Source organism: Bacteroides sp. 1001136B_160425_E2, assembly GCF_015559655.1.
Classification (GTDB): domain Bacteria; phylum Bacteroidota; class Bacteroidia; order Bacteroidales; family Bacteroidaceae; genus Bacteroides; species Bacteroides luhongzhouii.
This window is the reverse complement of sequence record NZ_JADMQH010000013.1, coordinates 58,546-84,431: the sequence shown is the minus strand read 5'-3', so window position 1 is coordinate 84,431 and position 25,886 is coordinate 58,546. Positions and strand designations below refer to the sequence as shown.

Below are 25,886 nucleotides of genomic sequence, written 5' to 3'. Positions count from 1 at the left end.
AGAATGAAAAGATATTGTCTTTTAGTTATATATAATATATTATTAATACCGACTCTGTTATCCCAAAATCATCACGAGAATGAAATGGACTGTTTCATTACTGACTTAATGGACCGGATGACTCTCCGTGAGAAACTCGGGCAATTAAACCTGCCTTCGGGTGGTGATCTTGTGACAGGTTCGGTGATGAATGGTGAACTTAGCGATATGATTCGTAAACAGGAAATCGGCGGCTTCTTCAATGTCAAGGGTATTCAGAAAATTAATGCCCTGCAACACCTTGCGGTAGAAGAAAGCCGGTTGAAAATACCTCTACTTGTAGGTGCAGACGTTATCCACGGTTACGAAACTATTTTTCCGATCCCATTGGCACTTTCTTGCAGTTGGGACACTCTGGTCGTCGAACGTATGGCACGCATTTCTGCCATTGAAGCCAGCGCAGACGGTATTAACTGGACATTCAGCCCGATGGTCGATATTTGTCGTGACGCCCGTTGGGGACGTATCGCAGAAGGGAGCGGAGAAGATCCTTATCTGGGTTCTTTAATGGCTAAAGCGTATGTGCGTGGTTATCAGGGAAACAATATGCAGGGCAACGATGAAATACTTGCCTGTGTGAAACATTTTGCACTTTATGGAGCGTCTGAATCAGGACGTGATTATAATGTGGTGGATATGAGCCGCCTGCGTATGTATAACGAATTTCTGGCTCCTTATAAAGCTGCCGTTAATGCCGGTGTAGGCAGTGTCATGAGTTCTTTTAATATCGTCGACGGTATTCCTGCTACGGCCAATAAATGGTTACTGACTGATCTGCTTCGGGATGAATGGGGCTTCGGGGGACTATTGGTAACAGATTATAATTCGATAGCCGAAATGTCTTCTCACGGTGTCGCCCCTCTGAAAGAAGCTTCCATACGTGCTTTGCAGGCAGGGACAGATATGGATATGGTTTCCTGTGGTTTTCTGAACACACTGGAGGAATCTCTGAAAGAAGGAAAAGTAACAGAAGAACAGATAAATGCGGCCTGCCGTCGTGTTCTGGAAGCCAAATATAAATTGGGATTATTCTCTGATCCGTATAAATATTGTGATACTCTGCGTACCCGGGAAAAACTTTATACGGCCGAACATCGTTCTTCCGCCCGTACGATTGCAACTGAAACTTTTGTTTTGTTGAAGAACGATCATCGTTTACTTCCTTTGGACATAAAAGGAAAGATTGCCCTGATTGGTCCGATGGCAGATGCGCGTAATAATATGTGTGGAATGTGGAGTATGACATGTACTCCTTCCCGGCACGGAACATTATTGGAAGGAATCCGTTCGGCAGTGGGTGATAAGGCTGAAATACTGTACGCGAAAGGCAGTAACATATATTATGATGCAGAAACGGAAAAGGCGGCTATGGGTATTCGGCCGCTTGAACGTGGAGACAACCGGCAGTTATTGGATGAGGCTTTACGTATAGCTGCCCGTGCTGATGTGATTGTAGCTGCTTTGGGTGAGTGTGCGGAAATGAGTGGTGAATCGGTTTCACGTACCAGTCTGGAGATACCTGATGCTCAACAAGACTTATTAAAAGCTTTGGTAAAGACGGGCAAACCTGTCATACTTCTTTTGTTCACGGGTCGTCCTTTGGTTTTGAACTGGGAGGCTACAAATGTACATTCTATCTTGAATGTCTGGTTTGGTGGTAGTGAAACGGGGGATGCAGTTGCTGACGTATTGTTCGGTAGAGTATCTCCAAGTGGTAAACTGACAACTACCTTCCCGCGTTCGGTAGGACAGTTGCCATTATTTTACAATCATCTGAATACTGGCCGTCCTGATCCTGACAATCGTATATTCAATCGTTATGCCAGTAATTATCTGGATGAGAGTAATGGGCCTCTGTATCCATTCGGATATGGTTTGAGTTATACAGACTTTGTTTATAGTGATTTTCAGATTAGTTCGGAAACTTTACCTAAAAACGGTGAGTTAACGGTTTCTGTGACTGTCACCAATAAAGGAGACTATGACAGTTACGAGATTGTGCAGTTATATCTTCGTGATATTTATGCAGAGATTGCCCGTCCGGTGAAGGAGCTGAAAGGTTTTGAACGTATTTTCCTGAAGAGTGGCGAAAGTCGTGACATTAAGTTTGTTATCACGGAAAATGATCTGAGATTCTATAATTCCGGTTTGGAATATATCTACGAGCCAGGAGAATTTGATGTCATGGTAGGACCGAACTCCTGTGATGTACAAACCAAGCGATTTAAGGTTGAATGACCTTAAATCGCTTTTCTTCTCATTACTACCAGCAAATCAAATCTTTTTTGTGACGGAGTGCCAACCTCAATTTCTTTTGGAGGAAATTGTTTGTCGAACTCATTAGCCGCTGATTTATGAAAGGGAACTGTCTAAATTTTCTGCAAAAATATCAATGTGAGATGTAATCGTCATAACGATATTATTACGAACTTATTACAATGTTTATTTGTTATTTTTATATATCAGTAGAAACACTTATATTCGCAAAAGTATTGGAACAGAATCGGTTAAAAAAATATAGAATTTATGAAAACAATGAATTATTCCCTTATTCGCATTCTCTTTGCACTTGTGATAGGATTGGTGCTCGTGATTTGGCCCAATGCGGCTGCCAGTTATATTGTCATAACAGTTGGTGTTGCCTTTTTGATTCCCGGTGTTATCAGCCTTTTGGGCTATTTCGGTCGGAAAAGACAGGAAGGTGAGGCGGCTCCCCGTTTCCCGATAGAAGGAATCGGTAGTTTATTATTTGGACTTTGGCTGATTGTGATGCCTGAATTCTTTGCAGATGTTCTGATGTTTCTATTGGGATTTATCCTGATAATGGGAGGAGTGCAACAGATTGCTTCTTTATCGATGGCACGTCGGTGGATGCCTGTTCCGGGAGCGTTTTATCTGGTTCCTTCATTGATTCTCATTGCGGGTATCATCGCTTTGTTTAATCCGACAGGAGCACGTAATACTGCATTTATAATTATTGGTGTGAGTAGTTTGGTTTATTCGCTTACCGAATTAATCAACTGGTTCAAGTTTGACCGTCGTCGTCCAAAGACTCCGGTAGTACATGATGATGATGATATTGAGGATGCAAAGATAATCGAATAAAAAAGAAGAGGACTGCTTCACAGCACCCCTCCCCGCAAACTTAAAACAACCAACAAAAGAAATAGATAATTTCATAACGGTGAACTGTGAATGGTTAACGGTAAATACATTGTAGTCTAAAAATACAGTTGGTTTACCGTCTACTGTTTATTGTTCACCGTTCTTTTTTTCTATCTCACAAATAACAGTTCCCTGTATTTCGGAAGCGTCCACATCTGGTTGTCAACAATGAGTTCCAATTTGTCGATGTGGTAGCGGATTTCTTCCAGTGCCGGAACGATCGTGTCGTGGTAGGCAATGGCTTTTTCCCGTTCGCTTTCTATCTTGTTCGCAACCTTACGAGCTTCAATCATTGCATCTACATGTTCCTTGATGAAGGCTGTGCGGTCGGCAATCTCTTCAATAAGTTCCAGGTTTTTAGCAGACAATTTCGCTGCCTTTTCTGCCGGGAAAAGAGATTGCATCTTATAGACATTATTAATTAAATCCGTTTGATATTGAGTGGCTACCGGAATGATATGATTCATAGCCAAGTCACCCAATACACGTGCTTCGATCTGAATCTTCTTCGTGTACGTTTCCCATTTTACTTCGTTGCGGGCTTCCAGTTCTTTCTTTGTCATTACGCCGGTAGCTTCGAACATGGCAATTGTTTCCGGCTTCAGGTAATTATCGAAGATAACAGGAACACTGGTTTCGCAATCCAATCCACGGCGGGCTGCTTCTTTCTTCCATTCGTCGCTGTAACCATTGCCGTCAAAATGAATCGCTTTACATTCCTTGATATATCCACGGATAATTTCAAGAATGGCAGACACTTTAGGTTCCCCCTTTTCAATCAAAGCATCCACGTCTTTCTTAAACTTCACCAATTGGTCTGCTACGGCAGAGTTCAATGCAATCATGGCAGACGCACAGTTTGCTTCGGAACCTACGGCACGGAACTCAAAACGGTTTCCGGTGAAAGCAAAAGGAGAGGTGCGGTTACGGTCAGTGTTGTCAATCAGCAATTCGGGAATCTGCGGAATATCCAACTTCATTCCCTGTTTACCGCTAAGACTGATTAAGTCATCTTTCGTACTGTTTTCAATGTGATCCAATACCTGTGACAATTGTTTTCCGAGGAAAGAGGAGATGATGGCAGGAGGTGCTTCATTAGCTCCCAGACGGTGAGCGTTGGTAGCACTGGAGATAGAAGCTTTCAGCAATCCGTTATGATGATAAACTGCCATCAGTGTGTTAACAACAAATGTAACAAAACGCAGGTTATCTTCCGGAGTCTTACCCGGTCCCATTAATAATATGCCCGTGTCAGTTCCCAACGACCAGTTGTTGTGTTTACCCGATCCGTTGACGCCCTTAAAAGGTTTTTCATGAAGTAGTACGCGGAAACCATGACGGCGGCTTACCTTACGCATCAATGACATAATCAGCAAGTTATGGTCATTAGCAAGGTTACATTCTTCAAAGATAGGGGCCAATTCGAACTGGTTCGGGGCAACTTCGTTGTGACGAGTCTTAACAGGAATACCCAGCTTTAACGCTTCAATTTCGAGGTCCTTCATGAAAGCGGCTACGCGGGTGGGGATAGCACCGAAGTAGTGGTCCTCCAACTGCTGGTTTTTGGCACTGTCATGTCCCATCAAAGTACGACCGGTCATTAGCAAGTCCGGACGTGCAGCATACAATCCTTCGTCTACGAGAAAGTATTCCTGTTCCCAGCCTAAGTAAGCAACTACTTTTTTCACTTCCGGGTTGAAGTAACGACATACGTCTACGGCAGCCTTATCTACGGCACGCAATGCTTTCAGCAAGGGAGCTTTATAGTCGAGAGCTTCGCCGGTATATGCAATAAACACAGTTGGGATGCAAAGTGTATCATCTACAATGAAAGCAGGTGATGAGGGGTCCCATGCGCTGTATCCGCGGGCTTCGAATGTATTGCGGATACCGCCATTCGGGAAAGAAGAAGCATCCGGTTCCTGTTGTACAAGCAGTTTACCTGTGAATTCTTCCATCATACCGCCTTTGCCGTCATGTTCAACGAAAGCGTCATGCTTTTCAGCTGTACCCTCGGTCAGCGGTGCGAACCAGTGCGTGTAATGAGTAACACCCATTTCGATGGCCCATTTCTTCATGCCGGCAGCTACCTCATCGGCAATACTGCGATCTAGCGGAGCACCGTTGTCAATGGCGTCAATCAGTGCATTGTATACCTTGCTGGGAAGGTATTTGAACATTTTTTCCTTGTTGAATACATACTTGGCGAAATACTCCGAAGGACGTTCGGCAGGTGTTGCTACCTCAACAGCCTTTTTCTTGAAAGCTGTCTCTACTACTCTGAATCTAAGTTTTGACATAATACCTGATTTGATTTGTTGTTAAATATGTTAGAGTAAATAATTACTTTGTTATGTAGTTCCCGGAAAGGCGATCAAACCTGTCCGGAAGTTTTTTCTGTGATTAGCGGGGGAGTGATTAGTAGTAAGTGGTGCGTAGCTGTCTTTCACTAATCACTAAACCGTTCATCACTAAATTAGTTGTAAGCAGATTCTCCGTGTTCGTAAATGTCAAGGCCTTCTTCTTCTACACGTGCCGGAACGCGAAGTCCGTGAATCTTATCAAGCGTTTTGAAAATGATGAATCCCATGCCGGCTGCCCATGCACCTACTATCAATGCTCCGAATATTTGTGCACCGAGGAATCCGAAACCGTAACCATAGAATAAACCTTCACTGGTGGAGAACAAACCTGTAAGAATAGTTCCTAAAAAGCCACAAACACCATGTACAGAAGATGCACCTACCGGATCGTCAATCTTTAAAACCTTGTCAATGAAGTCAACGGAGAATATCATTACGACACCACATATTGCACCTATTAAGGCTGCTCCTGCAGGAGATACTGCGTCACATCCTGCTGTGATACCTACCAGTCCTGCCAAGATACCATTCAGTGTCAATGACAGAGAAGGTTTTCCATATTTCATCCAGCTCACCAACAGAGCAAAGAAACCACCGGCACAAGCTGCCAGATTCGTAGTCAGGAATACGTGGGAGATGGCGATAGCGTCAGCTTCGGTTGCTGCTGCCAATTGAGAACCGGGATTGAATCCGAACCATCCGAACCAAAGAATGAATACACCTAGTGCAGCAATAGTCAGGCTATGGCCTGGGATAGCTTTTGATTTGCCTTCTTTACTATATTTACCGATACGGGGACCAAGAATGGCAGCACCTACCAAAGCAATCCATCCGCCTACAGAGTGAACGACTGTGGAACCGGCAAAGTCATGGAATGTGGTTCCGAAGAGATTCATCATGAAAGAACCTTCTTCACCGTTCATCAACCAGCCTCCGCCCCATGTCCAGTGACCGGATATCGGATAAATCAGTACACTGATGAAGATGGTGTAGACGATATACATGGAGAATTTTGTACGTTCTGCCATGGCTCCTGATACAATTGTAGATGCTGTCGCACAGAATACGGTTTGGAATATGAGGAATCCTTCGGTTGGCAAACCATTATCAATGAAAGAAAGGTCGAAGAAGTGGGGCATTCCGATGAATCCACCTGCGCCGAACATCAATCCGAAACCGACAAACCAGTATAGTAAAGAGCCGAACATGAAATCTACAAAGTTCTTCATCAGAATATTGGCAGTATTTTTCACTCTGGTAAAACCAGCTTCTACTAATGCAAATCCCGGCTGCATGAAGAATACGAGCATTGCTGCAAGCAACATCCATACAGTATTCAATCCAAGAGCTAATTCTCCAACCGTATCGGGAGCGGCTGATGCTTCTTCGGCAGGAGCGGCAACGACTTCGGTAATTGTTTCTGTAACTGCTGTAACTGTATCGGCAGCGGCTGTGTTTTGTGCCGACATATCAGTAGTAAAACAGCACAAAATGAATATAGTAGTGGCTATCCACAGCTTTACGAAGCTATGGCTTTTATATTTTGTATCCATAATAATTATCTTATTTTATACCTATTATTTATTAGTGATGTTGTAAACCTCTTTATAAACGTTATAATCCGCAAGGAAACCTGGGAGCGGCACCTTGCCGCTGCCGATTAACGTTCTTGTTCTGCATTGTAGAGGGCTATGTCACCACGTTCGGCAGTGCGGATGCGGATAGCGTCTTCGATAGGAATGACGAAAATACGTCCGTCACCGATTTCTCCGGTCTGTGCAGCTTTGATGATAGCCTGCACTGTTTTCTCGGTATTCTTGTCGCGTACGACAATAGAGATCAAAATTCGTTCAATGGTGCTGGTGTCATATACTACGCCACGGTAGATACGTCCTTGCCGTGCTTTTCCAATGCCTCTTACATCGTAATAAGAGAACCATTCGATGTCCGCTTCGAGAAGAGCGTCTTTTACGTCCTCGAATTTGGTCTTACGGATAATAGCTTCAATCTTTTTCATATACCTTAAAATATTAGTATGTCTTGTAAAAGAAAGAGGTATAGGGTAGCGGCAGCCATAGCAGGTTACCATACAACAAACCGATAAAATCTAAACTCTAACTACCTTTTCTAATCCCTATACACTCTTTGTATTGTAAATTCTCTCTCTTAAAAACTTAGTCCGAAAGCAAAGTAGGCTCCTTCAGTGCGTGGATTCACTGTTACTTTGGCAAATGTCGGTATGGAGAAGGAATCTGTGATTTTAATCTCCTTGGATGCTCCGAGACTGATGTCTGTTACGCAGAATCCACTGGTATAGCCATTATAAAAAGTCGTTTCCCAGGGAACCATACCTAAATCTACTGTCCAGTCGAGACCTCCCAATTTGAATGGTGCGCTAAGTGCGAGGTAAGAAGAGTAAGCTCTTTTGCCGTTTCCTTTCACACCGTCGGCACCTGCAAAATTTGTGTACCAGTTGACGGCTAGCGGACCGAAATCATATCCCACTTGTGCTTCAAATACGTGAGCCGTAGAATAGGCTCCATATTGGCAATATTTATTGGTTGTATAAATCTCCTTTCCGTATTCATCTACATCCCCTGTATATGTTTTATCAAACCAATAATCCGTTATTGAAACACTAAATCCACCCATTGAATAACCGAGAGTTAAATCAAACTCTTTTGCATCTTGGGATTCAATTCCCACCGATCCCCATGCTCCGAGTGATAAACCTTTGTAAGAGATTCCCAGTGAAGGCTGGACGCTAACCCCGCCTAAATTCTGGCCGCGCCAGATGTAACCACTTACCAAATCTGCTCCAACGGAAGCTTCTACCTTATCTTGTGCCATCATTGTAGACGGGACAAGTCCTGACAGTAATAATGCTACTGTTATTACCCCCAATTTGTTGTTAATCGTCGTTTTCATCGTCTTTTTACCTTTAAAAGTTAGAAAAATGTGGATGTACGGTCCATTTGTTATATAGTAGCGCGCAAAATACTATCGTTTTTTATAGATAACCGATCATGGATAACTGATCATGCGGGAATGATGATGTTCGTTTAATGGGGGATGTTGAACTTTCCATTTCCCGCTATCCATTATTCGTTCAATCAGAGCCAGTTTTTTATTCTTCTCATCGCTTCGATACAGTCGTTGCGTTCGCCGAATGCAGTCAGCCGGATATACCCTTCACCGCTTGGTCCGAAGCCTACACCGGGAGTCCCGACCACATTGGCTTCATACAACATCTGTTCAAAGAATCGCCATGAAGAAAGTCCGTTCGGAGTTTTCACCCACAAGTAAGGAGCGTTGACTCCGCCGTATACTTTCAATCCCGTCGCTTCCAGTCCTTCCTTCATGATTTTTGCGTTGGTCATATAATAGTCGATTGTTTTTTTAATCTGAGCCTTGCCTTCTGCACTGTAAACGGCTTCTGCTGCCCGTTGAGTAATATAAGAAGTGCCGTTGAACTTAGTACACTGGCGTCGGTTCCATAATCTGTTGAGTGGTATGCGATCGCCTTCCAGAGTGGCGGCAGTGAGCTCTTTCGGAACCACGGTATATCCGCAGCGTACTCCTGTAAATCCTGCCGTTTTTGAAAAACTACGGAATTCAATCGCGCACTTTTTAGCTCCCTTAATCTCATAGATAGAGTGGGGGACATTCTCGTCCTGGATATATGCCTCGTAAGCAGCATCGAACAGAATCAGTGTATCGTTTGCCAGGGCATAATCCACCCACTTTTTCAGTTCCGGTTTGGTTAAGGTGGTCCCTGTCGGGTTGTTCGGATAACAGAGATAAACGATGTCTATCTGTTTGACCGGAATTTCCGGGATAAAGTTGTTCTCACTTGTGCAAGGCATATAAGTAACGTTGCTCCATTTACCCGTTTCTTCTTCCAGTACCCCGGCGCGTCCACACATAACGTTACTATCTATGTAAACCGGATAGATGGGATCTGTAACACCTACGCTATTGTCGTGGCGAAGAATATCACCTATATTTCCGGTATCGCTTTTAGCCCCGTCGTTGACGAAAATTTCGGATGCTGAGAAATGAATCCCGCGTGGAGCGAAATCGTTCTTTATGATTGCTTCAATCAGAAAATCATATCCCTGTTCAGGACCATATCCGCGGAATGTATCCTTGCTGGCCAGTTCTTCTACTGCTTTGTGCATTGCTTCTATACAGGCTGGAGGAAGTGGCTGCGTAACGTCGCCGATACCTAGCCGGATGATGTCCTGTTTGGGATGCGTTATCCTGAAAGTATTTACCTTTTTCGCTATATCCGAGAATAAATAACTTCCCGGTAATTTTAAAAAATGCTCGTTTACTAATGCCATCTTGTTATTGTTTTAAGTTCTGCAAAATCTAATACTTAATACTTATCATCAATCTCTCCATCGAAAACCTTGGTTGCCGGTCCGGTCATTAATATATGTCCGGAGGTTTCATCCCATTCGATGGTAACTGTTCCTCCATCCATTATCACATCGCTTTTTCTTCCTGCAAGTCCGTTGATGAAGGCGGCTACTGCTGTGGCGCAAGCACCTGTCCCGCAAGCCTGAGTAATTCCCGATCCTCTTTCCCACACTCTCATCCGTATGGTGTCTTTACCGACGAACTGTGCAAACTCTACATTCGTTCTGTCGGGAAAGAGAAGATGATTCTCCAGTTCAGGACCAATTTCCGGAAGATTAATTTGGGTAATGTCATCAACAAATGTGACGAGATGAGGATTACCCATTGATACTTTAGTAGATCGGAAAGGATATTTCTTTCCCCAATCAATCTCTCCTGTTTCTTGCGGACTGCCCATATCTACGGTGACTGCACTGACTGTTTTTTCCTCTACCTGCAATTTCAGAATCTTAATTCCCGATAGTGTTTCCAAAGTTATTTCTGTTTTATCAGTCAATCCGTATTCATATACATATTTGCCTACACAGCGGCTGCCATTGCCACACATCATTGCTTCCGAACCGTCGGCATTGAAAATACGCATACTGAAATCTGCTTTATCAGAGACACCAATCAATATAAGTCCATCGCTTCCGATTCCTGTATGAAACTTGCTCCATTCGATCGCTTTCTTTTCAGGGTCTGCTATCGGATATCTGGTCGTGTCTACATATATGTAGTCATTTCCTGCTCCATGCATTTTAGTGAACTTAATCTTTGATGTCATTTTGATTGGTATTTATTGGTTGCTGTATCCTTTTGTTTTATTACGATACAAAGGTATGACTTTTTGCTTTATATTTTGCTGAAAAGTATGTCTAATCTCTATTTATTTTCTTTAAACTTATAATCGCCTTTTATACGACTATGTTTAGTTATAATTTGAAATTATATATATATCTATATTAATAAATTGTTATTTGGGTGAATCGTTTTGCATATCCTTTCATAATATATGAAGAATATTTAGCCCTGATAATCGATGAAACCAGTTATAAAAACAGGAAATACATCTTTTTTCTTTTGACGATATGAAAGTGAAAAACCTTATTTCTCTATCATATTGCTTGCGGGATATTTTGAAGAACCTTTTTCTGTATTCATTGTTTTAGCACTATCATTAATATAAAAACGTAGCGATATGAATATAGAGAAACAACTAGAAACAGCAATTAAAACCAACCATCTGGTGTTGGTGGTATTCTATGCCGATTGGTCCCCTCATTATGAGTGGATAGGACCTGTGCTTCGAACTTACGAAAAGAGAACTGTAGAATTGATTAGAGTGAATGCAGAAGAGAATAGAGCAATTGCCGATGCACATAATGTAGAAACAGTACCGGCTTTCCTTCTATTGCATAATAGTCATGAACTATGGAGACAGGTAGGAGAGCTTACAGTAGAAGAATTAAAAGAAGTATTGGATGATTTCCAATGAATTGTCTGTAATCTTTTATTGTTATTCATAGGAAGATCCCTTTTCTTTTTAATTAAAAAAAATGACACTTTTAAAGTGTTGGTATTTAGAGCGTTATAGAAGATGATTTTCCATTTAAAGAAACGGGTGATTCCTTTAAAAGGAAACACCCGTTTGACACCGAGAAACAACCTGTTTCTTTTAAAGGAAGATTTCGTTTCCTTACAGCCCAGATGTTGAATTGTTTAATATGTGAATATTTTTTCTTATTGAAGCTTTTTAAGCTCTTCTTGTAAGATGACCGGCTCATTAGTGGTGATGAAATCTACCTTTTGTTCAATCAGCGATTTCATGTCTTCTACTTCGTCCACTGTCCATACGTTTACTTTCAAGCCGAGGTCGTGGGCTTCTTTGATCCATTCGGGGTGTTTCTTAATCACTCCCATGTGATAGTCAAGACCGGCAGCACCGAGTTCTTTCAGTTCTTTGGGAGACAGGTCTCCGTTAAGGTAAAATACCGGAGTACCGGCAGGAGCCAGACGGATAAACTCTTTCATGGCATGCAGAGAGAATGTGATGTACTCCATACGGTTTTCCAATCCCATTTTCTTTACCATGGCAACGATTCCCTGCACCGCTTTAGTCTCGCGTTTCTTGTTACTATGTGCTTTCAGTTCGAGAATCAGTTGGGTTTTACAGTTTTTTCCGGCTTCCAGATACTGTTCCAGGCTGGGTAAGTTTTCTCCGTTGGATAATTTAAGTCCGGTCAGCGCATCACCTTTGGAATATTCCATCGGCCTCATCTTGTATACGGGATCGTGGTTAACCACTAACTTGTTATCCTTCGCGATCCATACGTCAAATTCTGAACCGTAACAACCGATGGAATCTGCTTTTAGAAGTGATGAAATACTGTTCTGCGATGATCCCGGAGTTTTCCAGAAACCGCGGTGAGCTATCACTTTTGTCTGTGCCTGCATACAGCAAGCAGCCATTAGAAGGGCAGAAGCCATCATCATTTTTTTTAAATTCATTTGTTTGGTCTTTTAAAAGTTTGATAGATTTAATTGGGTTTGGCCTCAAAATTATAAAAAAGATAACGCAAATCAGCCGATAATATGCTAATCTGCGTTAATCCTTGGGATTTTAGAATAGAAATGCTACAAAAGAATAACAGAATTTACTATTTCCGTTATTTTTTATCAGTTAAGTATAGGCCTCTTCATGTATTCCTTTCACTGCACGTCCGCTAGGTTCGTTCAGATTTCTGAAAGCGATGTCCCATGCCAGTGCTTCTGCTGTGGAGCAGGCTACGCTAGGAACGCTGGGGACGGTGCGTGCTGCGCTTTCACTGGGGAAATGCTCTTCGAAAATGCTACGATAGTAGTACTCTTCTTTGTTTTGTGGCGTATTGATCGGGAAACGTTCGGCAGCATGTTCCATTTGCTCATCGCTCACGGCAGCTGCTGTGATTTCTCTCAATGTGTCAATCCATGAATATCCTACACCGTCACTGAACTGCTCCTTCTGTCTCCAAGCCACACTTTCCGGTAACATATCGGCAAAGGCTTCGCGGACAATTCGTTTCTCGATGTTTTTTCCGGGGCACATTTTAGCTTTCGGGTTCAGGTTCATTGCTACATCGAGAAACTCTTTATCAAGGAAAGGGACGCGCCCTTCTACTCCCCATGCTGACAAACTTTTATTGGCACGGAGGCAATCGTACATGTGCAACTTTGAAAGTTTACGTACTGTTTCTTCGTGGAATGCCTGTGGAGTGGGGGCCTTGTGGAAGTACAGATAACCTCCGAAAACTTCATCGGCGCCTTCACCGCTCAACACCATTTTGATACCCATTGATTTGATGACACGCGCCAATAAATACATGGGAGTGGAAGCGCGTACGGTAGTTACATCATACGTCTCGATGAAATAAATAACATCGCGAACAGCATCCAGACCTTCCTGAATAGTGTAGTTGATCTCGTGATGGACGGTACCGATATATTCGGCCACCTCACGCGCTTTAATCAAATCGGGGGCGCCCTTTAGACCGATGGCGAAAGAGTGGAGTTGGGGCCACCATGCATCGCTTGCACCGTCTGTTTCTATACGCTTTGCCGCATATTTTTTGGCAATGGCGGAGATGACGGAACTATCCAACCCACCCGAAAGAAGTACTCCATACGGTACGTCACTCATTAACTGACGATGTACGGCATTTTCTAATGCCACTTTCACATCATCGGTTTGTGCATCATTCTCTTTTACAGCTTCATATTTTGTCCAGTCGCGCGAATACCAACGTTTCATTTTTCCCTCTTTACTATAGAAATAATGTCCGGGAAGGAATACTTCATATTCGTCACAAAATCCTTCGAGAGCTTTCAACTCGCTGCCGAAGTAGATTTTTCCCTCTTTATCTTTTCCTATATATAAAGGAATAACCCCTATCGGATCACGGGCAATCAGAAATTCATCCTTTTCCTCATCATAAAGAACGAAAGCGAAGATACCGCTGATATCTTCCAAAAAATGGATGCCTTTATCTTTGTAAAGGGCAAGAATTACCTCACAGTCACTTCCGGTTTGAAAGTTATATTTTCCCGCATATTTAGCGCGAATATCACGGTGATTGTAAATCTCACCGTTGACGGCGAGCACCTGCTTACGATCGGGAGAGTATAACGGTTGTCCGCCACTCTGCGGGTCGACAATGGAAAGACGTTCGTGTGCCAGGATGGCACTTCCGCCTACATAGATTCCGCTCCAGTCCGGTCCGCGATGACGGATCTTCTGGGCCATTTTCAGTGCTTTATCTCTTAGTTCTTTCGTTTGAACTTTGATGTTGAGTATACCTGCTATTCCACACATAACTTTAATTTTTAGAGGGGGTAATGTAATCTGTTGATTGTTTATTCGCTATTTCTAAGAAGCTGACTAGCTATTCTTAATTCGTTCCATAATTGTTATCGTTTAGTTCCACAACTGTTTCCCTTTAGTTCCATATCTGTTATCTTTTAGTTCCACAGATATGGAACGAACCGGTAATAGCGATCGAGCTTCCTGTTGTATACTGTTGCAGAACTTATTGTTTCAGATAAGCATCTATTTCCACAGCGGCCTTTCGTCCGCCCGCCATGGCGCGTACCACCAGGCTGGCACCAGTCTCGGCATCACCGGCAAGGAATACATTCTTTGCAAATTTCGGTTGCTCCGGTTTCAGGAATCCCATCGCCAATAATACCATATCAGCTTCGATGACTTCCTTCTTCCCTGTTGGTTTCATCGTGGGACGTCCGCCATCTGCTGCCGGAATCCATTCCACTTCTTCCACTTCTACACCTGTCACTTTTCCATTCTTTCCGAGGAACTGATTGGAAGCCAGGCACCAGCGGCGTGTACAACCTTCTTCATGGCTGGAAGTCGTTTTGAAGACTGCCGGCCATTGCGGCCAAGGAGTAGCCGGATTGTAGCCGACAGGAGGTTTCGGCATGATTTCGATTTGAGTGACACTGACGGCTCCCTGTCTCACACTGGTTCCGATGCAGTCGGAACCGGTATCTCCGCCACCTATCACAAGTACTTTTTTGCCTTTGGCATTCACCAATTTATCTTTCGGGAAAGTCTGTCCTGCCAGAATCCTGTTCTGCTGTGCCAGCATTTCAAGTGCGAAATGGATGCCTTTCAGTTCACGTCCCGGAATACTCAAATCACGTGCAGTCGGCGTTCCGGTACAGATGCAGTAAGCGTCGAATCCTTCCGGCAAATGATTGACGTCTATTTCTACTCCCATTTCAAACTGTATTCCTTCTGCAGCCAATATCTTCATCCGTCGGTCAATCACATTCTTATCCAGTTTGAAATTAGGAATACCGAACCGTAATAACCCTCCGGGTGCTTCATCCTTATCGAATAAAGTAACGCTATATCCTTTTAAATTCAGCTGATTAGCCACTACCAATCCGGCAGGACCCGCACCAATCACCGCCACTTTCTTTCCGTTTCTTCTCGGCGTCTTTACCTGTATATATCCTTCACGAAAAGCCGCTTCCACGATAGCTGCTTCATTCTCGCGAATAGTCACCGGCTGATCGCAGGAAAGTTTCAACACACACGATTTCTCGCAAAGAGCAGGACAAATACGTCCCGTAAATTCCGGAAAATCGCAAGTAGACGACAATACTTCGTATGCCTCCTTCCATTTTCCCCTGTATAATGCATCCTGCCATTCCGGTTGTTTATTTCCTATCGGGCATGCCCAATGACAGAAAGGTACACCGCAATCCATGCAGCGTGACGCCTGCAATTTACGGCTGTTTGTATTCAAAGTCTGTTCTACCTGACTATAGTCAGCGATTCGCTCGTTTACAGGGCGGTATCCCGCCTCTTGTCGAGGTATATTTAGAAATGCTTTAGGATCTCCCATATTGTTTTTCAGTTTTAAGTTCAAATAATTCCGCATGGAAACCTGGCTCCGGCACTTTGCCGGTGCCGGTTAATAGTCTCTTTGCATGTCTGCAATTTTTTGTTGCAATTTTCTCATCTGTTCTTCCTGCAATACTTTTTTGTATTCGATGGGTACTACTTGGATGAACTGGTCTGCATAATGATTCCAGTTGTCAAGCATGGTACGGGCTAGTTTTGAGCCTGTGTACAGATAATGTTGGCGGATTAGTTCGTGTAGCTCCTTCCGATAGCTGGCTTCTTCGATGAGTGACAGTTCCACCATTTCCATGTTGCAGAAATAATCGAAGTTGCCATCCTTGTTCCATACATAAGCCACACCGCCACTCATTCCGGCTGCGAAGTTACGTCCGGTTTGCCCGAGGACTACGACACGACCTCCTGTCATGTATTCGCAACAATGGTCGCCCACACCTTCCACTACGGCAACTGCACCGGAGTTACGAACTGCGAAACGTTCTCCTACACGACCGTTGATATATACTTCACCGCTTGTTGCTCCATAAAGCAAGGTATTACCGGCAATTGTATTCTTTTCGGCTTCGAAGTTGCTGCGGATAGGAGGCAATACGGAGATGCGCCCGCCGCTCAATCCTTTACCCAGATAATCGTTCGCTTCACCTTCCAGTTTAAAGTTAACTCCCGGTACGAGAAAAGCCCCGAAAGACTGACCTGCCGAGCCTTTGAACTTCACATTCAGCGTATGTTCCGGCAATCCTTTGGCACCGTATTTCTTGGCAATCACTCCGGAGAGCATGGCACCTATTGCACGGTCTGTATTGGCAATCGTATATTCTAAAGAAATCTCTTTCTCATGTTCAATAGCTTCCTGTGCCGCATCAATAAGGGTTACATCCTTTACAGTAGAAACACCGTGATCCTGATCGATGACATGGCGGATAGCCGCGTTGTTATCAATGCGTGCCAGCAATTTGGTGAAGTCGATTAACGCATGTTTCGGATTCGGGTCGTTGGCAACGGGCTTGCGTTCGATCAAGTCTGTGCGCCCGATAATATCATCCATTCTGGTGAATCCCATTTCAGCCAAATACTCGCGGACCTCCTGTGCCAGGAATGTGAAGAAATTTACCAAATATTCACTACGCCCATGAAAGCGTTTACGCAATTCTTCATTCTGTGTGGCAACTCCCACCGGACAAGTGTTCTGATGGCATTTACGCATCATTACACACCCTAATACAATCAATGCCGAGGTGGCGAAGCCATATTCTTCGGCACCCATTAGCGCCATTAAGATGATGTCACGCCCGGTTTTCAGTTGTCCGTCGGCTTGCAGAACTACTTGACCACGAAGTCCGTTCAAAACTAATGTCTGCTGTGTCTCGCTCAATCCCAATTCCGGTGAGATGCCCGCATAACGGATAGAAGAAGCCGGAGAAGCACCTGTTCCCCCTTCAGCACCGGAGATGACAATCAGGTCCGCCTTTGCTTTTGCCACGCCGGCGGCAATCGTACCGATGCCACTTTCTGCTACCAGTTTCACACTGATTTTGGCCTGTGGATTTACATTTTTCAGATCGAAGATTAATTGTGCCAAATCCTCAATCGAATAAATATCATGATGAGGCGGGGGAGAAATCAGTGAAATTCCCGGAATGGAATGGCGTGTTTTCGCAATCACATCATTCACTTTAAATCCCGGAAGTTGTCCACCTTCACCCGGCTTTGCCCCTTGTGCTATCTTAATCTGAATCTCGTCCGCATTAACCAGATATTCTGCCGTTACACCGAAACGACCGGAAGCTACCTGCTTGATTGCACTTCGTAAGGAACTGCCATCGGGCAGCGGTTGGAAACGGGCAGCGTCTTCGCCACCTTCACCGGTATTGCTGCGTCCATGGATTTTATTCATGGCAATAGCCATTGCCTCATGAGCCTCTTTGCTGATAGAACCAAAAGACATGGCCCCCGTGACGAAACGACGCAGAATGTTTTCCACCGGTTCTACCTGATCGATAGAAATCGGATTACGGTGGAATCCCAGGAAGTCACGAAGGAAAATAGGTTTCTCTTTTTCGTCTACCAGATGAGTGTATTCTTTAAATTTCTTGTAACTTCCCAGCCGTGTAGCCAATTGCAGTGTACTGATTGTTTCCGGATTCCATGCGTGCTTTTCTCCGTCTTTGCGGAAGGCATACAAACCGTTGTTTTTTAATAATGGAAAGTTGAAAGTAGAAGATTGAGAATTACTCTGTGTTCCTTCATTTCCATTTCTGATTTTTTCAAATCCTTCCTCATGGAAAGCAATGGCATCTCTGGCTATTTCTTCCAGGCGAATACCTCCGATTGGCGAACCGAGTCCGCCGAAATAAGCCTTACTCAATTCTTCGCTCAAACCGACGGCTTCGAAGATCTTTGCGCCACGATAAGAACGGATGGTAGAGATCCCCATTTTACTCATGATTTTAAACAAGCCTTTGCAGATGGATTTGATATAATTTTTTTCAGCAGTGGCATAATCCAACTGAATATCCCTGTCTTTAACCAAGCGGTCGAGAACGGCGAATGCCATGTAAGGATTCAGGGCACTTGCTCCGAAACCCAGTAATAACGCAGCGTGCATTACCTCACGTATTTCACCGCTTTCTACAATCAATGCTGTTTGTACACGTTTGCCGACTGAAATCAGGTGGTGATGAACGGCGCTTACTGCCAGCAATGAAGGAATAGCTGCATGGGTAATATCCACGTCACGGTCGGTCAGGACAATGTAGTTTACGCCTTCCGTCACAGATTCTTCCGCCATTTTACAGAGGCTGTTCAGTGCCTCCTGCAATCCGGCTTTCCCTTTCGCTACTTCAAATAACATGGGCAGTTTGACTGTTTTGAAACCTTTATAACGGATATTACAAAGAATATCCAGTTGTGTGTTGCTCAAAATCGGATGATTCAGGCGGACCATTTTGCAATGGCTTTCGCTGGGGGTCAGAATATTCATGCCGACTGCCCCGATGTATTCAGTCAATGACATCACCAGTTCTTCGCGGAGCGGGTCGATGGGCGGATTGGTCACTTGTGCAAATTGCTGCCGGAAATAGTTGTAAAGCAATTGCGGCTTATCCGAAAGTACAGCTAACGGAGTATCATTACCCATTGAATGGATCGGTTCTGCTCCGCTGCTTGCCATCGGCATAATCAGTTTTTCGATATCCTCTTTGGAGTAGCCGAAAGTGCGAAGCATGCAGTCGTAGTTTTCTACCTGATGAGCTACTTTGCGTCCGCTCTTCAGTTCATCCAGTTCGATTCGGTTCGTAGCCAGCCAGGTGCGGTAAGGTTTGGCTTCAGCCAACTGTTTTTTCAGTTCTCCATCATAATAAATTTCCCCTTTTTCCGTATCCACCAACAAGATCTTACCGGGCTGTAAGCGACCTTTTTCTTTGATGTCTCCCGGTTCGAAATCCATCACACCGACTTCCGAAGCCACTACCATCATATCGTTTTTAGTAATCAGATAACGGGCAGGGCGCAGACCGTTGCGGTCGAGCATACCTCCTGCAAATCGTCCGTCACTGAAGAGAAGTGCAGCCGGTCCGTCCCACGGTTCCATCAGGATAGAGTGGTATTCGTAGAATGATTTCAGATCCTCACTGATGGGATTCTTTTCGTTGAAAGATTCCGGCACGAGCATAGCCATAGCGTGTGGCAGACTCAACCCCGACATCACCAGGAACTCCAGTACATTGTCCAGAGAAGCACTGTCGCTCATGCCCGGTTGTATAATCGGGCGAAGTTCTTTGATATCACCTAAAGTAGGAGTGGAGAGTACGCTTTCGCGGGCTTCCATCCATCCGCGGTTACCACGGATCGTGTTGATTTCACCGTTGTGTGCCAGAAGGCGGAATGGTTGTGCCAATCCCCATGTAGGGAATGTGTTGGTGCTGAAACGAGAGTGCACCAGTGCCAGTCCGCTGGTAAAATAGCTATTCGTCAGGTCCGGATAGTAGTTGCGCAGTTGTAACGACGAAAGCATACCTTTATATATAATGCTTTTTGTAGAAAGCGAAACAACATAAAAATCGTCCTTTGTCGGAATGGATGACAATCTGACCTTATTCTCGATTCTTTTCCGGATCAGATATAACTTCCGGTCGGCCGTTTCCGTTTCTGTAAATCCGGTGATAAACACCTGTTTGATGTCAGGTTCGTTTGCCAGGGCGGATTCTCCCAAAATTTCAGGGCAGGTGGGCACATTGCGCAAATGCATCAATGTGAGTCCTTCTTTTTCGATTTCTTCAATAATGATACTTAAAATAGCTGCCTGGTCTTTCTCATTTTTCGGCAAAAATAACAATCCTGTGCCGTACCGTCCTTTTTCGGGTACAGGAATACCTTGCAATAAAATAAACTCATGCGGAATTTGCAGCATGATACCTGCACCGTCACCGGTTTTGTTATCCGCACCTTCGGCGCCGCGGTGGCGCATGTTCTCTAATACCTTTAAAGCCGACTCAACAATGTCGTGTGACTTTTCTCCATGAATGTTTACCAGCATACCAACACCGCAGGCATCGTGTTCGTATGCCGCATTGTACAAGCCCATCTGTTTGGGCTGTCGTTGGTAAGGGAATCCTTCTGTTACGTTGTTAAAAAGTTCTTGTTTCTTCATTCTTACTAGCTTTATTGTATGATAATACCTAATTGGAGTGTCAATTTGTTCGGCAAAATTAATGGTTTAATTTCAAAATGATAGTAAAATATAACTTTTCTGTAACACGAAATGAAAACAAGAGTCTGTCTTCTTTTAATTTGTAATTGAAAGAAGGAGATTTACTTTTAATTTGTTAGCTCTTTTGTGTTAATGGGAAACTAATTGTAATTTGTTTCTTTTTGAGCTAAAAATAATATATTATTTAACGTTTTGATGTGTTTGTAACTTTTTTATGCATTTCTGTCAAATAAATATGCTTTTTGTTGTCTTTATGTTATTTGGAATGTGTATATTTGCAGTCGAAATAAAAATATTATAATATGTGTGGAATAGTAGGCTATATTGGTAAACGAAAAGCCTACCCTATCCTTATAAAAGGGCTGAAGCGACTGGAGTATCGTGGATATGATAGCGCGGGGGTAGCAATTATTAGTGATGACCAACAGTTAAATGTGTATAAGACGAAAGGAAAAGTCTCCGATCTTGAAAATTTCGTCACGCAAAAAGATATTTCCGGTACAATCGGAATTGCCCATACTCGTTGGGCTACTCACGGGGAACCTTGTTCCGCTAACGCCCACCCTCATTACTCTTCTTCCGAAAAGCTCGCTCTCATTCATAACGGTATTATTGAAAACTACGCCGTTCTCAAAGAAAAACTTCAAGCCAGAGGCTATATTTTTAAAAGTAGTACAGATACCGAAGTCCTTGTTCAATTAATAGAATACATGAAAGTCACTAATCAAGTCAGTTTGCTGACAGCCGTTCAATTGGCGTTGGGAGAAGTGATTGGTGCCTATGCGATTGCGATTCTTGATAAAGAGCATCCTGATGAGATTATTGCTGCCCGTAAGAGTAGCCCGCTGGTAGTGGGGATTGGAGCGGACGAGTTCTTCCTTGCTTCGGATGCCACTCCGATTGTAGAATATACAGATAAGGTGGTTTATCTGGAAGACGGAGAAATTGCTGTTCTCCATCTGGGGAAAGAACTGAAGGTGGTCAATTTGAGTAATGTTGAAATGACACCTGAAATTAAAAAAGTGGAGCTTAATCTCGGCCAGCTGGAAAAAGGGGGATATCCGCATTTTATGTTGAAAGAGATTTTCGAACAGCCCGATTGTATTCATGATTGTATGCGCGGACGTATCAATGTGGAAGCCGACAATGTGGTACTTTCCGCTGTGATCGATCATCGGGAAAAGTTGTTGAATGCCAAGCGGTTTATTATCGTTGCCTGCGGAACTTCCTGGCATGCCGGACTGATTGGAAAGCATCTGATTGAAAGTTTCTGCCGCATACCGGTGGAAGTGGAGTATGCTTCCGAATTCCGTTACCGTGATCCGGTGATTGACGGACAGGATGTAGTGATAGCAATCTCCCAAAGTGGTGAGACTGCGGATACATTGGCTGCTGTGGAATTGGCAAAAAGCCGCGGAGCATTTATATATGGTATTTGCAATGCTATCGGGTCTTCTATTCCCCGTGCCACTCACACTGGTTCGTATATTCACGTAGGTCCGGAAATCGGAGTCGCTTCCACCAAAGCGTTTACCGGACAGGTCACTGTGTTGGCAATGCTGGCATTGACGCTTGCCAAAACGAAAGGAACAATTGACGAACAGCATTATCTTTCAATTGTACGGGAATTAAATCATATTCCGGAGAAGATGAAAGAAGTGCTGAAACTGAATGATACCCTGGCGGAGTTATCGAAAACTTTCACGTATGCGCATAATTTTATTTACCTGGGACGCGGATATAGTTATCCTGTTGCATTGGAAGGTGCGTTGAAATTGAAAGAAATATCGTATATTCACGCCGAAGGTTATCCGGCTGCCGAGATGAAACACGGACCGATTGCCCTGATTGACGCGGAAATGCCGGTAGTGGTGATTGCTACGCAGAATGGACTGTACGAAAAAGTGCTAAGTAATATTCAGGAGATCAAGGCGAGGAAAGGAAAAGTGATTGCGTTCGTTACGAAGGGAGATACGGTTATCAGCAAGATCGCCGATTGCAGTATCGAACTTCCTGAAACAATAGAGTGTCTCGATCCGTTAATTACGACGGTACCTCTCCAGCTTCTTGCTTATCACATTGCGGTATGTAAAGGGATGGATGTAGACCAGCCGAGAAATCTGGCGAAGTCGGTAACGGTAGAGTGAAAGTTAAAATAGTATATAGATGGAACAATTGAAACATGAATGTGGCGTTGCCATGATACGCTTGCTTAAACCGTTGGAGTACTACGAGAAAAAGTACGGAACATGGATGTACGGTCTTAATAAACTCTACCTGTTGATGGAGAAACAACATAACCGTGGACAGGAAGGTGCGGGACTGGCATGTGTGAAACTGGAAGCGAATCCGGGTGAAGAATATATGTTTCGTGAACGTGCTTTAGGTTCCGGGGCTATTACGGAGATTTTTGAAAATGTTCAAAACAATTTTAAGGATCTCACTCCCGAACAGTTACATGATGCTGCGTATGCCAAACGGACCCTGCCTTTTGCCGGGGAAGTATATATGGGGCATCTTCGTTACTCCACTACAGGAAAATCCGGCATCTCTTATGTGCATCCATTCTTAAGAAGAAATAACTGGCGTGCCAAGAATCTCGCTCTTTGCGGAAACTTCAATATGACGAATGTGGACGAAATATTTGCCCGTATCACTGCCATTGGCCAGCATCCGCGTAAATATGCCGATACATATATCATGTTGGAACAGGTGGGACACCGTCTTGACCGTGAAGTGGAGCGTGTATTCAATCTTGCCGAAGCCGAAGGGCTTACGGGTATGAGCATCACGCATTATATAGAAGAACATATTGATTTGGCAAACGTACTGCGTACTTCCAGTCGCGAATGGGATGGGGGGTATGTTATCTGCGGATTGACCGGAAGCGGTGAGTCTTTCGCTATTCGCGACCCGTGGGGCATCCGGCCTGCATTTTGGTATCAGGATGACGAGATAGCTGTTCTTGCTTCCGAACGTCCGGTTATCCAGACAGCTTTGAATGTTCCGTTTGAGGAAATCAAGGAACTGCAACCGGGGCAGGCGTTGCTGATTAGCAAAGAAGGTAAGATACGTACTTCGCAAATCAATAAGCCGCGCGAAAATCAGGCCTGTTCTTTCGAACGTATCTATTTCTCCCGTGGCAGTGACGTCGATATTTATAAAGAAAGGAAACGGTTGGGCGAAAAGTTGGTTCCGAGAATACTGAAAGCAATCAATAATGACATCGATCATACGGTTTTCTCTTTTATTCCCAACACTGCGGAGGTTGCTTTCTACGGAATGTTGCAGGGACTGGATGATTACTTGAATGAAGAGAAAGTGCAGCAGATCGCTGCATTGGGCCATAACCCGAATATGGAAGAACTGGAAGTTATTCTTTCCCGTCGCATTCGCAGCGAAAAGGTGGCAATCAAGGATATTAAGCTCCGTACGTTCATCGCCGAAGGAAACAGCCGTAATGATTTGGCTGCCCATGTGTATGATATTACATACGGAAGTCTTGTACCCGGTGTCGATAATCTGGTGATTATCGATGACAGCATTGTGCGTGGTACTACGCTGAAACAAAGTATCATCGGTATTCTCGACCGCCTCGGTCCGAAGAAGATTGTCATTGTATCTTCTTCTCCGCAAGTGCGTTATCCTGACTATTACGGTATTGATATGGCAAAGATGAGCGAGTTTATCGCCTTCAGGGCTGCTGTCGAACTTTTAAAGGAACGGGATATGAAAGATGTGATTGCGGCCGCATATCGTAAGTCGAAAGAGCAGGTAGGACTGCCGAAAGAGCAGATGGTAAACTATGTGAAAGACATTTATGCTCCGTTCACTGATGAGGAAATCTCAGCCAAAATGGTGGAACTGCTGACACCCAAGGGAACCAAGGCGAAAGTGGAAATCGTCTATCAACCGTTGGAGGGATTGCACGAAGCTTGTCCGCATCATAAAGGCGACTGGTATTTTAGCGGCAACTACCCTACACCGGGAGGTGTGAAAATGGTGAACCGGGCGTTCATCGACTATATAGAACAAATGTATCAATTCTAACAACCATACAACGATTCAATAATAAGAATGAGAAATGTGACATTAATCCTTGACGACGGGAGCCGGTTTTCCGGTAAGTCGTTTGGCTACGAGAAGCCGGTGGCGGGCGAAGTAGTGTTTAATACTGCCATGACCGGATATCCGGAGAGCCTCACTGACCCTTCATACGCCGGACAGTTGATGACGCTTACCTATCCTTTGGTAGGTAACTACGGTGTTCCTCCTTTCACTATCGAGCCGAATGGACTTGCCACTTTCATGGAAAGTGAAAAGATTCATGCGGAAGCGATTATCGTAAGTGATTATTCTTATGAATACAGCCATTGGAACGCAGTGGAAAGTCTCGGCGACTGGTTGAAACGGGAGCAAGTTCCCGGCATTACAGGCATTGATACGCGCGAGCTGACTAAAGTGCTTCGTGAACATGGAGTAATGATGGGGAAAATCGTTTTCGATGAAGTGGAGAACGATGAATTGAAAATGGAAGATTATGAAAGTATTAATTATGTAGACAGAGTAAGTTGCAAAGAAATAATCTCTTATCTTCCTGACGGAACCTCTCATTCTTTCTCATTAACGACTCCTGTTGAGCAGCTCAACTCTCAACTTTCAGGTTTTAACTCACAACTTAAAAAGGTGGTGTTGGTAGATTGCGGTGTGAAGACTAATATCATTCGTTGTCTGCTGAAACGGAATGTTGAGGTGATTCGTGTACCTTGGGATTATGATTATAACGGATTTAAGTATGACGGACTGTTTATTTCCAACGGACCGGGGGATCCGGATACCTGTGATGCTGCGGTGCAGAATATCCGCAAGGCAATGGCAAACGAGAAACTGCCTATCTTCGGAATCTGCATGGGTAACCAACTGCTTTCGAAAGCGGGAGGAGCCAAGATTTATAAATTGAAATACGGTCACCGTAGCCACAACCAACCGGTGCGTATGGTAGGTACGGAACGTTGCTTCATCACTTCACAAAATCACGGTTATGCTGTAGACAATAATACGTTGAGCGCAGATTGGGAACCCTTATTTATCAATATGAATGATGGCTCTAACGAAGGAATCAAGCATAAAAGAAACCCCTGGTTTTCTGCACAATTCCATCCGGAAGCAGCGAGTGGACCTACGGATACGGAATTCCTGTTCGATGAATTTGTAAAACTATTGTAATTCATATTCACCATCGGTTATTAAAAAGACTGTGTCAATCTGCGTAATCTGTGGTGAA

Annotated in this window: 16 protein-coding genes and 1 pseudogene; 6 read left to right on the top strand and 11 right to left on the bottom strand. The window is 44.0% G+C overall.

Annotated elements, in window-relative coordinates; genetic code table 11:
• Positions 1-3 precede the first annotated feature (3 nt).
• Positions 4-2,277: a beta-glucosidase BglX gene (gene bglX, locus I2I04_RS14315; RefSeq protein ID WP_143259824.1), complete on the top strand. Its 2,274-nt coding sequence runs from the start codon at positions 4-6 to the stop codon at positions 2,275-2,277.
• A 2-nt stretch (positions 2,278-2,279) separates the two neighbouring features.
• Here the strand turns inward: bglX and I2I04_RS23275 are convergent.
• Positions 2,280-2,393, bottom strand: a pseudogene (locus I2I04_RS23275) (GNAT family N-acetyltransferase); the annotation flags it as partial.
• Positions 2,394-2,565: 172 nt separating this feature from the next.
• On the opposite strand from I2I04_RS23275, the gene I2I04_RS14310 reads away from it, so the two are divergent.
• On the top strand, positions 2,566-3,144 hold the full coding sequence (locus I2I04_RS14310) for an HdeD family acid-resistance protein (RefSeq protein ID WP_195470991.1): 579 nt from the start codon (positions 2,566-2,568) through the stop codon (positions 3,142-3,144).
• A gap of 170 nt (positions 3,145-3,314) precedes the next feature.
• Here the strand turns inward: I2I04_RS14310 and I2I04_RS14305 are convergent, their stop codons facing one another.
• The 6 genes from I2I04_RS14305 to dapF all read right to left on the bottom strand — a co-directional run bounded on the left by I2I04_RS14305 (position 3,315) and on the right by dapF (position 10,758).
• Complete coding sequence (locus I2I04_RS14305) at positions 3,315-5,504, bottom strand: glutamine synthetase III (protein ID WP_009040499.1); 2,190 nt, start codon at positions 5,502-5,504, stop codon at positions 3,315-3,317.
• A 176-nt stretch (positions 5,505-5,680) separates the two neighbouring features.
• Positions 5,681-7,120, bottom strand: a complete 1,440-nt coding sequence (locus tag I2I04_RS14300) for an ammonium transporter (RefSeq protein WP_143259819.1) — start codon at positions 7,118-7,120, stop codon at positions 5,681-5,683.
• Between the two features lie 107 nt (positions 7,121-7,227).
• The gene (locus I2I04_RS14295; protein WP_004303701.1) at positions 7,228-7,584 is read right to left on the bottom strand and encodes a P-II family nitrogen regulator; all 357 of its coding nucleotides are present in this window, start codon (positions 7,582-7,584) and stop codon (positions 7,228-7,230) included.
• A gap of 149 nt (positions 7,585-7,733) precedes the next feature.
• Positions 7,734-8,495 (bottom strand): hypothetical protein, encoded by a 762-nt coding sequence (locus I2I04_RS14290; RefSeq protein ID WP_195655306.1) that lies wholly within the window; start codon positions 8,493-8,495, stop codon positions 7,734-7,736.
• 185 nt (positions 8,496-8,680) lie between these two features.
• Positions 8,681-9,913, bottom strand: a complete 1,233-nt coding sequence (locus I2I04_RS14285; protein ID WP_143259815.1) for an LL-diaminopimelate aminotransferase — start codon at positions 9,911-9,913, stop codon at positions 8,681-8,683.
• 35 nt (positions 9,914-9,948) lie between these two features.
• Complete coding sequence (gene dapF / locus I2I04_RS14280; RefSeq protein ID WP_195655305.1) at positions 9,949-10,758, bottom strand: diaminopimelate epimerase; 810 nt, start codon at positions 10,756-10,758, stop codon at positions 9,949-9,951.
• A gap of 414 nt (positions 10,759-11,172) precedes the next feature.
• Between dapF and I2I04_RS14275 the strand changes: the two genes are divergently transcribed.
• Complete coding sequence (locus tag I2I04_RS14275; protein WP_143259811.1) at positions 11,173-11,469, top strand: thioredoxin family protein; 297 nt, start codon at positions 11,173-11,175, stop codon at positions 11,467-11,469.
• Positions 11,470-11,714: 245 nt separating this feature from the next.
• Here I2I04_RS14275 and I2I04_RS14270 read toward each other — a convergent pair whose 3' ends face one another.
• From I2I04_RS14270 to gltB, 4 genes are all read right to left on the bottom strand, one after another.
• On the bottom strand, positions 11,715-12,482 hold the full coding sequence (locus tag I2I04_RS14270; protein WP_185911501.1) for a glycerophosphodiester phosphodiesterase family protein: 768 nt from the start codon (positions 12,480-12,482) through the stop codon (positions 11,715-11,717).
• 172 nt (positions 12,483-12,654) lie between these two features.
• Complete coding sequence (gene asnB, locus I2I04_RS14265) at positions 12,655-14,322, bottom strand: asparagine synthase B (protein ID WP_195655304.1); 1,668 nt, start codon at positions 14,320-14,322, stop codon at positions 12,655-12,657.
• Positions 14,323-14,536: 214 nt separating this feature from the next.
• A complete protein-coding gene (locus I2I04_RS14260; RefSeq protein WP_195655303.1) occupies positions 14,537-15,877 on the bottom strand; it encodes a glutamate synthase subunit beta in 1,341 nt (446 codons plus the stop codon).
• A gap of 69 nt (positions 15,878-15,946) precedes the next feature.
• Positions 15,947-20,542 (bottom strand): glutamate synthase large subunit, encoded by a 4,596-nt coding sequence (gltB, locus tag I2I04_RS14255; RefSeq protein ID WP_195471002.1) that lies wholly within the window; start codon positions 20,540-20,542, stop codon positions 15,947-15,949.
• Between the two features lie 362 nt (positions 20,543-20,904).
• Here gltB and glmS point away from each other — a divergent pair, with 362 nt between their 5' ends.
• From glmS to carA, 3 genes are read left to right on the top strand one after another with little or no spacing between them, the layout of a single operon-like run.
• Positions 20,905-22,749, top strand: a complete 1,845-nt coding sequence (glmS, locus tag I2I04_RS14250; RefSeq protein WP_143259804.1) for a glutamine--fructose-6-phosphate transaminase (isomerizing) — start codon at positions 20,905-20,907, stop codon at positions 22,747-22,749.
• A gap of 19 nt (positions 22,750-22,768) precedes the next feature.
• Positions 22,769-24,652, top strand: a complete 1,884-nt coding sequence (locus I2I04_RS14245; protein ID WP_143259802.1) for an amidophosphoribosyltransferase — start codon at positions 22,769-22,771, stop codon at positions 24,650-24,652.
• 27 nt (positions 24,653-24,679) lie between these two features.
• Positions 24,680-25,828: a glutamine-hydrolyzing carbamoyl-phosphate synthase small subunit gene (gene carA, locus I2I04_RS14240; protein ID WP_143259800.1), complete on the top strand. Its 1,149-nt coding sequence runs from the start codon at positions 24,680-24,682 to the stop codon at positions 25,826-25,828.
• The last annotated feature ends 58 nt before the right edge of the window (positions 25,829-25,886 follow it).

Coding starts and splice junctions, on each gene's coding strand:
- bglX (WP_143259824.1), top strand. CDS start 4: ATGAAAAGATATTGTCTTTTAGTTATATATAATATATTATTAATACCG.
- I2I04_RS14310 (WP_195470991.1), top strand. CDS start 2,566: ATGAAAACAATGAATTATTCCCTTATTCGCATTCTCTTTGCACTTGTG.
- I2I04_RS14305 (WP_009040499.1), bottom strand. CDS start 5,504: ATGTCAAAACTTAGATTCAGAGTAGTAGAGACAGCTTTCAAGAAAAAG.
- I2I04_RS14300 (WP_143259819.1), bottom strand. CDS start 7,120: ATGGATACAAAATATAAAAGCCATAGCTTCGTAAAGCTGTGGATAGCC.
- I2I04_RS14295 (WP_004303701.1), bottom strand. CDS start 7,584: ATGAAAAAGATTGAAGCTATTATCCGTAAGACCAAATTCGAGGACGTA.
- I2I04_RS14290 (WP_195655306.1), bottom strand. CDS start 8,495: ATGAAAACGACGATTAACAACAAATTGGGGGTAATAACAGTAGCATTA.
- I2I04_RS14285 (WP_143259815.1), bottom strand. CDS start 9,913: ATGGCATTAGTAAACGAGCATTTTTTAAAATTACCGGGAAGTTATTTA.
- dapF (WP_195655305.1), bottom strand. CDS start 10,758: ATGACATCAAAGATTAAGTTCACTAAAATGCATGGAGCAGGAAATGAC.
- I2I04_RS14275 (WP_143259811.1), top strand. CDS start 11,173: ATGAATATAGAGAAACAACTAGAAACAGCAATTAAAACCAACCATCTG.
- I2I04_RS14270 (WP_185911501.1), bottom strand. CDS start 12,482: ATGAATTTAAAAAAAATGATGATGGCTTCTGCCCTTCTAATGGCTGCT.
- asnB (WP_195655304.1), bottom strand. CDS start 14,322: ATGTGTGGAATAGCAGGTATACTCAACATCAAAGTTCAAACGAAAGAA.
- I2I04_RS14260 (WP_195655303.1), bottom strand. CDS start 15,877: ATGGGAGATCCTAAAGCATTTCTAAATATACCTCGACAAGAGGCGGGA.
- gltB (WP_195471002.1), bottom strand. CDS start 20,542: ATGAAGAAACAAGAACTTTTTAACAACGTAACAGAAGGATTCCCTTAC.
- glmS (WP_143259804.1), top strand. CDS start 20,905: ATGTGTGGAATAGTAGGCTATATTGGTAAACGAAAAGCCTACCCTATC.
- I2I04_RS14245 (WP_143259802.1), top strand. CDS start 22,769: ATGGAACAATTGAAACATGAATGTGGCGTTGCCATGATACGCTTGCTT.
- carA (WP_143259800.1), top strand. CDS start 24,680: ATGAGAAATGTGACATTAATCCTTGACGACGGGAGCCGGTTTTCCGGT.